The 13,296-nt window shown below is 40.2% G+C and carries 12 protein-coding genes and 1 tRNA gene; 9 read left to right on the top strand and 4 right to left on the bottom strand.

The features are described from left to right. The first annotated feature begins 7 nt into the window (after window positions 1-7). Together porN and G529_RS0105760 are read left to right on the top strand one after the other, a co-directional pair. Window positions 8-901: a type IX secretion system ring subunit PorN/GldN gene (porN, locus tag G529_RS0105765; protein ID WP_026914636.1), complete on the top strand. Its 894-nt coding sequence runs from the start codon at window positions 8-10 to the stop codon at window positions 899-901. Between the two features lie 58 nt (window positions 902-959). Then, the gene (locus G529_RS0105760) at window positions 960-2,030 is read left to right on the top strand and encodes an NAD(P)/FAD-dependent oxidoreductase (protein WP_035695675.1); all 1,071 of its coding nucleotides are present in this window, start codon (window positions 960-962) and stop codon (window positions 2,028-2,030) included. Here the strand turns inward: G529_RS0105760 and G529_RS0105755 are convergent. Beyond that, window positions 2,027-2,407, bottom strand: a complete 381-nt coding sequence (locus tag G529_RS0105755) for a DUF983 domain-containing protein (protein ID WP_035695671.1) — start codon at window positions 2,405-2,407, stop codon at window positions 2,027-2,029. The two genes, G529_RS0105760 and G529_RS0105755, sit on opposite strands and share 4 nt — an antisense overlap. 70 nt (window positions 2,408-2,477) lie before the next feature. Between G529_RS0105755 and G529_RS0105750 the strand changes: the two genes are divergently transcribed. The 7 genes from G529_RS0105750 to G529_RS0105720 all read left to right on the top strand — a co-directional run bounded on the left by G529_RS0105750 (window position 2,478) and on the right by G529_RS0105720 (window position 10,954). Next, window positions 2,478-4,394, top strand: a complete 1,917-nt coding sequence (locus G529_RS0105750; RefSeq protein ID WP_026914633.1) for an ABC-F family ATP-binding cassette domain-containing protein — start codon at window positions 2,478-2,480, stop codon at window positions 4,392-4,394. Window positions 4,395-4,426: 32 nt separating this feature from the next. Further along, on the top strand, window positions 4,427-5,611 hold the full coding sequence (locus G529_RS0105745; protein ID WP_245566895.1) for an efflux RND transporter periplasmic adaptor subunit: 1,185 nt from the start codon (window positions 4,427-4,429) through the stop codon (window positions 5,609-5,611). Further along, the gene (locus tag G529_RS0105740) at window positions 5,608-8,841 is read left to right on the top strand and encodes an efflux RND transporter permease subunit (RefSeq protein ID WP_026914631.1); all 3,234 of its coding nucleotides are present in this window, start codon (window positions 5,608-5,610) and stop codon (window positions 8,839-8,841) included. Before G529_RS0105745 ends, G529_RS0105740 begins: the two co-directional genes overlap by 4 nt. A gap of 33 nt (window positions 8,842-8,874) precedes the next feature. Further along, window positions 8,875-10,218 (top strand): TolC family protein, encoded by a 1,344-nt coding sequence (locus tag G529_RS0105735; RefSeq protein WP_026914630.1) that lies wholly within the window; start codon window positions 8,875-8,877, stop codon window positions 10,216-10,218. A 3-nt stretch (window positions 10,219-10,221) separates the two neighbouring features. After that, a complete protein-coding gene (locus G529_RS0105730; protein ID WP_026914629.1) occupies window positions 10,222-10,404 on the top strand; it encodes a CPXCG motif-containing cysteine-rich protein in 183 nt (60 codons plus the stop codon). A gap of 66 nt (window positions 10,405-10,470) precedes the next feature. Continuing rightward, window positions 10,471-10,824 (top strand): SpoIIAA family protein, encoded by a 354-nt coding sequence (locus G529_RS0105725; RefSeq protein ID WP_026914628.1) that lies wholly within the window; start codon window positions 10,471-10,473, stop codon window positions 10,822-10,824. A 57-nt stretch (window positions 10,825-10,881) separates the two neighbouring features. Further along, window positions 10,882-10,954, top strand: a tRNA-Met gene (locus G529_RS0105720). Window positions 10,955-11,129: 175 nt separating this feature from the next. Here the strand turns inward: G529_RS0105720 and G529_RS0105715 are convergent. From G529_RS0105715 to G529_RS0105705, 3 genes are read right to left on the bottom strand one after another with little or no spacing between them, the layout of a single operon-like run. Further along, window positions 11,130-11,777, bottom strand: coding sequence for a ubiquitin-conjugating enzyme family protein (locus G529_RS0105715; RefSeq protein WP_026914627.1), 648 nt, complete (start codon window positions 11,775-11,777; stop codon window positions 11,130-11,132). Further along, window positions 11,770-12,756, bottom strand: a complete 987-nt coding sequence (locus G529_RS0105710) for a hypothetical protein (protein ID WP_026914626.1) — start codon at window positions 12,754-12,756, stop codon at window positions 11,770-11,772. Before G529_RS0105710 ends, G529_RS0105715 begins: the two co-directional genes overlap by 8 nt. 1 nt (window position 12,757) lies before the next feature. Next, entirely contained in the window at window positions 12,758-13,252 is a 495-nt protein-coding gene (locus tag G529_RS0105705) for a Pycsar system effector family protein (RefSeq protein ID WP_026914625.1), read from the bottom strand. Window positions 13,253-13,296 lie beyond the last annotated feature (44 nt).

The raw sequence follows: 13,296 nt of genomic DNA, 5'->3' as shown, positions 1-13,296 counted from the left end.
GAAGACAATGAGCTTGAAAGAAATTTTTGTTTATGGTTTTGTGATGATGATGAGTGCTTCTTCTTTCGGTCAGGCAAACATCCTGAATGCGAAAAAACCCGAGGATATCGGGAAGAAATCGCAGGCTCAGGCTATGGTAGATCAGGAAGACAAACCTCTTGAATATGGATACGTTGGAGACCGTGATATTTTATGGTCTAAAAGCACCTGGGAGATCATCGATCTTGATGAAAGAGTGAATTTCCCAATGTATTATCCAATCGATACCAATAATATTGGATCAAGCAGAAGATCGCTTTATGATGTCTTAACGAGCGCTATTAAGCAGGGTAAGATTCAGAACGTTTACGCCGATTCTTATTTTACTGAAAAGCGTACGCTAAAGGATATTAGTGCAACCATTTCCAAGGTGGATACGACAGACCTGGGGATCGAGCAGTACAATGCCGGGGAAGAAGTAGATGCTCAATTTATTGATCGTCGTGATCTTGGTGCGGCAGATATCGTGGAGTATCACATTCGTGGAATATGGTATTTTGATAAGCGTCTTGCAGAATTGAAATACAGAATTCTGGGAATCGCTCCGGTAGCACCAGATGTTAACTTCATCGATTCAGGACAAACAGATCTTGTTGAGTTGTTCTGGGTTTGGTATCCGGATGCACGTGAAGTTTTGCATGACGCACTTGTATTTACCGGTGGTAATACTGCCCAAACCATTAACTTTGATCACTTGTTGAACGCCAGACGTTTCGACGGAGTTATTTACAAAGAGGATAACGTACAGGGTGATAGAGAGATTGACGATTATATAGCAGATAATGCGTTTATGCAATTGCTCGAATCCCAAAGAATAAAGGAGCAAATTCGAAATTTTGAACAAGACATGTGGAGTTACTAATTCCATAGTATCATATTGAAAAGCGCTCTTTCCGGAGCGCTTTTTTTATTTTAAGACCATGATCATAAAAAAAGTAGATTTTATCATTGTAGGCTTAGGTCTTGCCGGTTTGGCCATCACACGTGAACTTAATAAGAGAGGCAAAAGTTTTGTAGTCTACGAGGACAGTTCCCAGGTTTCTTCCTACGTAGCAGGAGGAATATTTAATCCGGTTATTCTGAAGCGATTCACCCCTGCATGGAAAGCTAAAGAACAAATGGACATTGCTCTTCCATTTTATAGCGAATTAGAAAATGATCTTCAGCAGAAAATTATATATCGATGGGACATCTTTAGAAGATTCCACTCCATTGAAGAGCAAAACGACTGGTTCGTAGCTGCAGACAAGCCTCTGCTTTCACCTTTTCTAGACCAAAACCTGGTCAGCAATTCGAATTCCTCAGTAAAGACCGATTATGGTTTTGGACGAGTAATGCATACGGGAAATATTGATACGGAGCTAATGCTGAACGCTTATCGGCAAGAGCTGCAAAAAAAGCAACAACTGAGGGCTGAAAATTTTGACTATGAGCTCTTGCAGATGAATGGCGATATTTTAATTTATAAGGACATACAAGCAAAGCAGATCATATTTTGTGAAGGATTTGGTCTATCCAGGAACTCGTATTTCAATTATATCCCGTTGCATGGAAACAAGGGAGAATACATCATCGTTAAATCTCCAGCGCTTCAACTGGACTTTGCGATCAAGGCTTCGGTTTTTATCATGCCGCTTGGAAACGACCTATATAAGGTGGGTGCAACCTATAACAATCATGATAAAACTGCAGAACCAACTTCAGAAGCCAGAGAGCAGCTGGAAGCATCTTTGAAACAGGTGATCAATGTTGATTTTGAAGTGGTGCATCAGGTTGCTGGTATACGTCCTACTTCCGGGGACAGGCGACCAGTAATGGGTAGGCATCCTGAATTTAAAAACATGTACTGTTTTAATGGTTTTGGAAGTCGGGGAGTACTCATAGCTCCTTATCTTGCTCCAAAATTAGCAGACCATATTCTAAAAAATTCACTATTGAACGCTGAAATTGATGTATCCAGATTTCAGAAGAGATACTGGAAGAGAACTTAAGCTTTTCCAGCGTCCTTTTTATAGCTGAAGAATAAATTTATCCAGATATTTCGTGATAGTCGCATAATTACGGGCATCAGGATTACCAATGTTCCTACAATGGCAAAGAAGGATGTTAAAAGGCTGGAATTCAGGAATACATATGCAATCACAAATGCGGCCACTGCAAAGGCAATACCAACGGCATAACTAACGTACATGGCACCATAAAAGAACGAAGGCTCTATTTTGTACTTTGTGCCACAATTGCTGCAACGTTCGTGCATTTCATACACCCTGTTAAGCTTATAGGGATTTTCCTCTTTGTACATGCTTTCTTCCTGACACACAGGGCAGGTACCTGTGGCAATACTATAAACTTTAGTTCCTTTAAGCATGACGATCGTTTTTTTTGCAATTCAAATTTAAGCATCTTTGCACGAAACCTAAAGTTACAATAGTTACAAAATGCTCAATATTCATAATTTATCAGTGTCGTTCCAGGGTGAATACCTTTTTAAGGAGGTAAGTTTCAGGCTTGGTGCAGGAGATCGAGTGGGTCTTATTGGAAAGAACGGAGCTGGGAAATCCACAATGCTGAAGATTATTTCCGGAGAACAGGAATATGATACCGGGCAGATCGCAAAGGATAAGGAACTTAGAATTGGTTTTTTAAAGCAGGATCTGGAATTTGAACAGGGTAGGACAGTGATTGATGAAGCGCACCAGTCATTCGCAGAGATCAAGCAACTGGAAGCAAAAATGGAGCATATTAATGAGCAGCTTGCCACCAGGACAGATTATGAAAGCGAAGGCTACAGCCAGTTGATCGAAGATCTAAGCGAAATCACTCACCAGTACGAGATCATTGGAGGATATAATTACGAAGGTGAAACTGAAAAGGTTTTGCAAGGTTTAGGATTTCAGCGAAAGGATTTTGGAAAACTGACCCAGACATTCTCCGGAGGATGGAGAATGCGTATCGAGCTTGCAAAATTATTATTGCAAAGCAATGATATCTTGCTGCTCGATGAGCCAACCAACCACCTTGATATAGAGAGTATCATCTGGCTGGAAAGCTTTCTGAACAATTATTCCGGGTGTGTGATGCTGGTGTCCCACGATAAAATGTTTCTGAATAATGTTACTAATAGAAGTATCGAGATTTCTCTAGGTCACATTTATGACTATCGTAAACCTTATTCAGAATTTATCGAATTCAGAAAAGAACTGCGGGAGCAACAGCTGGCAGCTCAAAAGAATCAGCAAAAAGAAATTGAAAATACAGAAAAGCTTATCGATAAATTCAGAGCCAAAGCCAGTAAGGCTTCCATGGCTCAATCCCTTATTAAAAGGCTTGATAAAATAGACCGTATAGAAGTAGATGAAGATGACAACTCAGTAATGAGCGTAAACTTCCCTGTTTCGGTCACTCCGGGGAAAGTGGTTATTGAAGCTGAAGATCTTCAGAAGTTCTACGGAGAAAAACAAGTCCTTAAAGATGTGGAGCTACTTATAGAAAGACAAAGTAAGATCGCATTTGTGGGTCAGAACGGACAGGGAAAAACAACCCTGGCCAAGATCATTATTGGAGAGATCCCACATGAAGGAACCTTAAAACTAGGTCATAATGTCCAATTAGGTTACTTCGCTCAAAATCAGGCTGAATACCTGGATGGTGAAAAAACGGTGCTGCAAACCATGGAAGATGCCTCCAATGAATCGAATCGTACCAAGGTAAGAGATATGCTGGGTGCGTTTTTGTTTCGAGGAGATGAAGTTGAAAAGAAAGTGAAAGTGCTTTCAGGAGGAGAAAGAAACAGGCTGGCGTTGTGTAAGATGCTGCTAGAGCCTTTTAATGTTCTGGTGATGGATGAACCTACGAACCACCTTGACATCAAATCGAAGAATGTACTGAAGGATGCTCTAAAGAATTTTGAAGGGACACTGATCATCGTTTCTCACGACAGGGACTTTTTGCAGGGACTTACCAGCCGGGTTTACGAATTCCGTGATCATAAGATTAGAGAATATCTTGGAGATCTTGATTATTACCTGGATCAAAGAAAGATGCAGGATATGAGAGCCGTGGAAAAGTCTGATAAAGGCAGAAAAGTAAAACAGGATAAGACTAAAAATAAACAATCCTCCTTTGAGGATCAGAAAGAAGCTAAGAGACTTAAGAACCAACTGAGCAAAGTGGAGGCAAAGATCACTAAACTCGAGAAAGATATCAAGTCCAAAGACAGGGAGCTGGCTCAAAATTACGAGAAGACGATCACCAAATCAGATTTTTTGAATAAATATAATGAATCAAAAAAGAAGCTGGAAAATTTGATGAAGGAATGGGAAGAAATACATTTCAGCCTGGAAGAAATAAGCTAATTCTTTTTTTTAATTAAACTATCAGGACTTCAATGAGTCCAACGACTACCATGGATAAACGCAAGATCATACTTTCTCTACTGGGCGTCGTGCTCATTGTAGGTGCTATTTTTGGGGCAAAAGCTATCATAGATAGCAAAGAGCAGCCTAAACCAAATATTCAGAAAACCGTAAAAACTGTATTTGTTGACACGGTCAAAAACAGTTCCATAGCTATTAAAATACCCGCAAATGGAAATCTTGTGGCGAAAGACCGAGTAGAACTCTATGCAGAAGTTCAGGGGGTGTTTCGCTACAGTTCTCAGGATTTTAAGGCAGGACAGGCCTACAAAAAAGGACAAACTCTACTGAAAATAGATGCCCAGGAGTATGAAGCCAGTGTGCAATCTGCGAAAAGTGAGCTTTACAACCAGATCACGGCTATCATGCCAGATCTAAGACTGGACTACCCGGAGATCTTTCCGAAGTGGCAGAAGTATTTAAACAATCTGGACGTGAATAGCTCCATTCCTGCATTGCCAGAACCTGCAAATGATAAAGAACGTTATTTCATAAGTGGTCGCGGAATTAATTCCGCTTATTTCAACATTAAGAATCTGGAACAGCGCCTGGTTAAGTACAGGATCACTGCGCCATTCAACGGAGTTCTAACCGAAGCTTTAGTAACTGAAGGAACCCTGATCCGGAACGGGCAGAAGCTTGGGGAATTTATAGATCCGGAAGTTTATGAACTTCAGGTTTCCATAGGAAAACAATACGCAGATCTATTAAAGCTTGATGAAAAAGTAAGTCTTACCGATAACAGCGGCAGCAAAACTTATGAAGGTAAAGTAAGCCGAATCAATGCCAGGATAGATCAGGCTACTCAAACTGTAAATGTCTTTATTGAAGTGGCTGCTGAAGGTCTCAAGGAAGGCATGTATATGCAGGCTAACCTGGATGCGAGGAATGAGGATAATGCGGTCGAAATTGATCGAAGTCTCGTTAATGACCGAAACGAAATATTTACCGTGCGTGATTCTGTTTTGAAAACCATGGAAGTAAAACCGGTTTATTTTTCAGATCGTAAAGTAGTCATTAAAGGTGTTCCGGATGGAGAAGTGATCGTTACAAGACAGGTTTCTGGAGCCTATAATGGAATGCCAGTCAAGATCGCCGAAGAAAATAATACAGCGAACACCGCAGCAAATTCAAATTCTGAAAGTCAGGTTCAATGAGAGCGATCATAAGTTACTTTATCAAGTATCATGTTGCGGTGAATATCATGATCATCGCCTTTGTGATATTTGGCGTGGTGGGAATGTTGCGTATGCAATCTTCTTTTTTCCCATTGATCGAATCTGAGATCATTAATATCAATGTTACTTATCCTGGAGCTGCTCCTGAGGAGATCGAGGAAGGAATTGTACTGAAAATTGAAGATAACCTCAAAGGCCTGGTTGGAGTAGACCGTGTTACTTCAGTTTCCAGAGAGAACGGTGGTAGTATCACTGTGGAAATAGACTCAGACGAGGATATTGATGTAATGCTTTCCGAAGTAAAAAACGCAGTGGACAGAGTTCCCAACTTTCCCTCTGGAATGGAGCCTCTGGTAGTTGCAAAACAGGAAAATATCCGGGAAACCTTTGACTTTTTCGTTAGTGGTGAAGGGGTAGATCTGGCCACGCTGAAGCAAATTGGAAGGCAGATCGAGTATGATCTTAGAGCCATGGATGGCCTTTCCCAGATAGAATTATCTGGATTTCCTGAAGAAGAAATTGAAATAGCAGTCGATGAAAATGACCTGCTTGCCTTTAATATTACTTTTACTGAAGTTGCACAGGCGGTCGCCCAGGCAAATATTCTAACCACCGGCGGGAGTATTAAAACACAGGAAGAGGATTTCCTGATTCGCGCTGATAATCGTTCCTACTTCGGAAAGGAACTGAATAAACTGGTAGTGAAATCACAGGCTGATGGTACTACGGTAACACTTGAAGACGTTGCTACGATTCGTGACAGGTTTTCAGAAACTCCGAATGCCTCTTATATCAACGGGCAGATTGCCGTAAGCGTAAATATCTCCACCACCAATAATGAAGATCTTATTTCTGCGGCTGAAAAGGTGCGCAAATATGTGGAAGAGTTCAATGAAAAGAACGATACCCTAAAGATCATCGTGGAAGATGACCGTAGTATTACCCTGAATCAAAGGACACAGCTGCTCATTGAGAATGGTGCCGTTGGGATCATTCTGGTTCTTTTGTTTCTTTCTTTTTTCCTGAATACCAGGCTGGCATTCTGGGTGGCTTTCGGGCTTCCTATCTCGTTCCTGGGGATGTTCATTTTTGCCGCGGGATTTGGGGTCACCATCAACGTACTATCCTTATTCGGGATGATCATCGTGATTGGGATCCTGGTAGATGACGGGATTGTTATTTCAGAAAATATCTACCAGCATTACGAAAGAGGTAAAAAACCGGTACAGGCAGCCATAGATGGAACCATGGAAGTGCTGCCGCCCATCCTTTCAGCAATCATTACCACGGTTTTAGCCTTTTCCACATTCCTGTTCCTAGACAGCCGGATTGGAGAATTCTTTGGTGAAGTTAGTACAGTCGTTATTCTGACTCTGGTGGTTTCCCTGGTGGAAGCTTTAATTATTCTTCCAGCACACATTGCTCATTCCAGGGCACTGGTTCGAGAAACCGAAGAGGATCAAAAGAAGAAGAAAGGATTATCAAGGCTGTTCCTTAAACTAAGGATCATCAACAAATACGGAGATCAATTGATGGCCTATTTGCGGGATAAACTTTACGAACCAGTCATACGTGCTACCGTTGCGCACAGGTTCCTGAGCCTCTCGATTCTCATCACATTATTTATCTTAACGGTAGGCTCGGTGATGGGAGGTGTTGTGAACGTAACTTTATTTCCAAGTATCGCCAGCGACCGGGTAAGCATAGATCTGCTAATGCCGGAAGGCACAAACCCGAAAAAGACCGATAGTATCATTTCTATGGTTGAAGATGCCGCATGGAGAGTGAATAAAGACTTTACTGAACGCCAGACAGGAAATAAGCAGGTCGTCAAGAATATTGTTCGAAGAGTTGGACCGGGTAACAATAAAGCTTCTTTGAGAGTGAATTTGTTGCCGGGAGAAGAACGTGATTTTGGGTCTCCTGAAATTACGAATGCTATTCGGGATGAAGTAGGGCAGGTCTACGGTGTGGAACGTTTAACGTTTGGTAGCGGTGGGAACTTTGGCGGGAAACCGGTCTCAGTATCACTCCTGGGAAACAACCTTGAAGAGCTGGAGCGTGCCAAGGTGGAGCTTAAAGAAGCAATGGAAGAGAATTCCACCTTGAAAGATGTTACAGACACAGATCCTGACGGGATTAAGGAAATCACCATAGATCTCAATGAGAATGCTTATGCTTTAGGACTGAATCTAAGAGAAGTGATGAGCCAGGTGCGGGCAGGGTTCTTTGGATTGCAGGCACAAAGATTCCAGCGCGGGCAGGATGAGATCAGGGTTTGGGTGCGATATGATCGTGAGAACCGGGAATCTATCAATGACCTGGACGATATGCGAATTGTAACTCCAGACGGGAACAGGGTTCCTTTTGGTGAAATCGCGACTTATGAAATTAGACGTGGAACAGAATCCATTAGTCACCTGGAAGGACTTCGTGAAATTAGGGTGGAGGCAGATATGGATGATCCGGATGCCAGTGCTACAGATGCAATAGCCAATATAGATGATAATATACTTCCGGAGATTTTGTCCAAATATCCAAGTGTTTCCGTATCCTATGAGGGACAGAACCGTGAAGCTGAAAAACTTACGAAATCTGCGGAAAAGGTATTCCCAATTATCCTGTTTCTAATCTATGCGGTGATCGCATTTACCTTCAGAAGTTATAGTCAGCCATTATTGTTAATGATCATGATTCCATTCAGTATCATTGGAGTAGCCTGGGGACATTACCTGCATAGTTTTCCGGTGAATATTCTTTCACTATTGGGAATCATTGCGCTGGTGGGAATCATGGTAAATGATGGACTTGTGCTTATTGGGAAGTTCAATTCCTATTTGAGGGAAGGAATGCGTTTCGAGAAAGCTCTTATTGAAGCCGGAAAGTCAAGATTTAGAGCTATTTTCCTTACCTCCTTAACGACCATCGCCGGGATTGCTCCGTTGCTGTTGGAAAAAAGCAGGCAGGCACAGTTCTTAAAGCCAATGGCAATTTCGATCGCATATGGAATTTTTGTGGCAACCTTTTTAACTTTACTGGTGTTGCCATTGCTACTTTCCATTACAAACTCAGGAAAGGCCAGAGCAAAATGGTTAAAAACAGGCCATAGGGTAAGTCGGGAATCTGTGGAAAGAGCGATCAAGGAGAAAAATGATGAGGATGAGCGACAGAACGAAATCGATGAGGCGAATAAAAGTCAGAATTACTAGAAAACAATTGAAATTGAGAATAAATAATTTCGAATGACATTAAGAAAATATATTCTTAGCTTTTTGATCGTACTGTTTTGGAGTATGGGGAGCAACGCCCAGGATAGTCTGGATAGTCTGCTCACGAAGCAGGAAGTAATTTCCAGGGCGCTGGAGGAAAACTTTGGAATAAGGATCGCTGAAAATAATGTTGAGATCGCCGATAATAACCAGAGTATTCTAAATTCGGGATACTTACCAAGTCTTACGGGACTTGCGGGTGCAAACTATGATTTAAACGATCGGGTTACAGAGCCGGAGAATGGTGAGACAGTGGACCAGCGTGGGATCGAGAGCAATCGTTACAATGCATCCATCAACGTAGGCTACACACTATTTGATGGCCTTGGGCGTTTGTACAATTATAAAAGTCTTCAGGAGCAGTACGATCTCTCCAGGCTGGAAGCCAGGGAAACCATAGAAAACACTATTTTACAGATTATGAGTGTGTACTATGAGGTCGCCAGACTTTCAGAAAATATCAATGTACTGGAGGAAACCCTGGAGATTTCTCAAAACAGGGTAACACGGGCTCAATATCAGTTTGAATATGGACAGGCCAATAATCTTGTAGTCCTCAATGCCAGGGTAGATGTCAACAATGATAGCATCTCGCTAATAGAAACCGAGCAACAATTAAAAAACACTAAGCGGGATCTAAATGTGCTTTTGAACCGGGAGATCACCGCGAATGAATTTTCCGTAGATACTACCGTAAATTTTGTAAGCGATCTTGAACTGGATGGATATATTTCGGAGGCTGAATTAAATAACGTGTCATTGCTGCAAATCGAGCAAAATCTGGAGATCAGCGATTATGATATTAAGATCAATAAAAGTGGATATTTACCAACCATAGACCTTACGGGTTCTTACGGCTGGAATTTAAACCGAAGTGCCGCGACCGCATTCTTTCCAGGAAGTACGACTACTACAGATGGTCTGGCTGCCGGTGTTAGCTTGCGCTGGGACCTGTTTGACGGAGGTTTCAGGAATATCCAGGTTAGGAATTCAAAGATTAGATATGAGAATCAGCAAATTCAGAAAGAACAATTAATCAGTCAGGTGCAGCGTGACATTGCGAATTCCCTCGGAAATTACCGCAACAAACTTTTTATCCTGAACGTGCAGCAGGAAAATGTTGAAACGAACCTCAACAACTTCAATCGTTCTGAGGAACAATATAAGCTTGGAAGAATTTCCTCCATAGAATTCAGGCAGGCGCAGATTAATTTACTGGATGCCAGGACAAGTCTCAACCTGGCCAAGTATGATGCCAAGCTGGCGGAGTTACAGGTTCTGCAACTTACTGGTCAATTACTGAACGTAAATCTTTGATTGATGAACGAACATTTCTTTCAATGTCCTTACTGCTGGGAAGAAGTCTCTGTACTGCTGGATCCTTCTGTTCAGCAACAAACTTATATTGAAGATTGCGAGACCTGTTGCAATCCTATTGAATTTCACATTGAGTTTGAATCTAACGAATTGCAGGTTTTCGAAGCCCGGCCAATTGAACAATAATTTTTATTCACAGGTAAACCTGATCTGTTTTTAAATTATCTTAGTAGCTTACCCTACACATAAATCATGTTGGCAACATTTGATCTAGCCGGTCATGTCATCGGCATCATAGTAAATACAGATCTTACAGATCAACTCCTGGATGAAGTGATTCTGGAGATTAAAGCACGTCTGGAGCAATACGAACAGGTAAATGTCTACCTAGAACTGGAAAGAGGTCATGAAATTAGCTTTAAGGCTTTATTAAAAGGAATAAATTTTAAATATTTAAATGCAGATCTTTTTAATAAGATCGCAATAGTTACTGATAGTATTTGGTTTCAAAAGGCTGTTAATGTGAGTGATATATTTTTGAACGTAGAGGTTAGGACCTACGATATAAAGGATAGACTGAATGCGATCCAATGGATTTCTATATAAAATTTAAAAAAAGTTTGGATAGAAACTAAAAAACGTCTTATATTTGCCGTCCAATAGCGCGGGATAGAGCAGTAGGTAGCTCGTCGGGCTCATAACCCGAAGGTCACTGGTTCGAGTCCAGTTCCCGCTACTAAGAAAGACAAGGCTTCACAGAAATGTGAAGTCTTTTTTTATAGCTTGGGTACAACATAGGTACAACATCTTATTATTTTTCTATAAGAAATATAATTTGGCGAAAATTAATGCCAGTTGTATTCGTATTTTATTTAGAACATTTTTTAACTTGGAATCTGTTCTATTTTGAATTAGTATTTGTTAAAAAGTGCCAAATCAAATTTTAATTGGTGCAAGCCATACCCTTTCAAATCATAGATTTTCTTCCGGCAACATTTTTTATATTTAGGACCGCCACATAAAGGACATTCCTTATTGGGATGATATTTGATACCATAGATGGCCGTTTCCAATAGGGCAATAATATTTTCAAAATCAGATAGCCCAAATTCTTCTTGATAAAATTGTTCGATACCTTCAAAGTGGTGTTTATATTCCCCATTTGCATAATCCCCCGTGGATTCTTTATAATGGAAATTCGCAAAAAAAGGATATATTACTTCTCTATAAAACTCTTCAAATACAATTCCTCGTCTTTTTCTTTTCATAAGTTTATGCGGAATGTCTAAACAACATTCACCATCCTTAGAAATATGAAAATCCCAATTTCTATTGATGATCTTAGTTTTCTCGACTACTATAGGTACGGTATGTGGGTACTCAACTTCATTTATAAGGATTAGGATTTTAAATTGACCCCAGAGCTTATCATTTCTGTCTAAGATACTTATTTTGCCTTCGAGAGCTAAATATCCAGTTTTAGGGCTTTCAACTATTTCAAAGGCAAAATATTTGTTCAGAAAATTTTTGATGTCAGTATTGAGTCCTTTTTCACTCATAGTTGAAGTAGGGTTTACTTTTAGAAGCTATTGGATACAAATCACGGCTATTTCTGTTGGGGTCCGGAAGGGTATTAATAGTCAATACCAAAACACCCTTATCATTTTGAACAGCTAGGTTGTTATCTACCAAGTAGCGTTCCCAATCAAAGTTGTATTGATGATATTTTCTTCCATCCTCATAATCGTGAATTTCTTTACTTCTCTGTTCAAAATACTTATCCTTTCTAAGTTGTGTTGTCACATTGTGACCTACAACTATGCCACTGTTTTTTGCGTTACTTTGCATTTTAGGAGCAAGACTAGTATGAATACTGCACGTGGTAACTTCACCAGATTCACCAATGCCGGAATAAAACCAATCCACCTGCTTGGAATGACCCAAATCCAATCCTGCCCTTGTATGAATATCTTGAATGCCATTTTCTTCAAAAAATTCTTTTAGATCATTTTTGACAAAATAGGATATCATAGAAAAGGACTTTAAGGCATCTTCGACAGCTTTTAGCTTTTCTATGTTTTTTCCGCCGAAATAGACCATTAAACCATCACCCTGTATTCGATGCACGTAGCCACCGCATAGGTTTACTGCAAACATTGAAGCTCGGATGATACTTTCTGTAATCAACCTTACCGTTGCTTTTGTGAAATTGTTGAAGAGTTTGGTGCTTTTCTTAACATCGATGAAGCCTGAAATTATCCAATGCTCTTCTACTAAGTCTGTCCCCTTTAAGTGTACAAAGTCTGGGTGACTTCCCAACGGCTGATAATCGAAAGTCTCTGGCACACCCATCCCTTTCGCAAATAATTTCATTTCACGAGATAGCTCTCGACCAGGAAGTTCGTTTCTTAACGTTTTAAGATATTCACGGTTGCTTTCCAACAGAGGTTCACTTAATCCGTAGATTTTGTTTGATTTTGTAGGGTCGTTCTCGACCGCTTTTTTAATTACGTTTTTGTAGTCTTCAAATAAGTTCATTTTACGAGGTTATTTTAATTAATATGTAGGTTAAGGGTGCCAATAGCACAAATTGTATGATTAATAGGCCACAAGCCAATTTTAGTTTTTTGAATTTTGATTTCAAGCCTTGTGAAAGAACGAAAACTTGATTTCTCAAGTCTTTTACATCCTCTATTTTGTCCTGCTTTTTTGAAAGCTTGAAAAATTCTTTTTTGCCTTTCTGTGCGATACTAGCAAAATAGTATAGCGATTCCACATCTGACTTAGGTGAGAAATAAGGCATACTTGCCAATGCCAGCAGTATAAGACTGCCAACACCAAATGCAATAATTACTGCTAAAAATATTAAGAGCCATGTTTCTTTATCAAGAAGTTCCTGAATTTGAGTTAACAGCGTAATTGCCCCACCTGTGATAAAGGTGTTTATAGCAATATATACTGCTGTTTTATTATTTACACTATCATAGTAGTGGTCCAATCGGGTTATGGTATATTCCAATCTTTCTTTTTCCATATAGAATTAAATTATTAACTAGGCTGAATCCTAAGAACCAGCCT

Source organism: Christiangramia portivictoriae DSM 23547 (assembly GCF_000423045.1).
GTDB lineage: Bacteria > Bacteroidota > Bacteroidia > Flavobacteriales > Flavobacteriaceae > Christiangramia > Christiangramia portivictoriae.
Note: the sequence above shows the minus strand (reverse complement) of the source record. Positions and strands in the feature narration are given on the sequence as shown.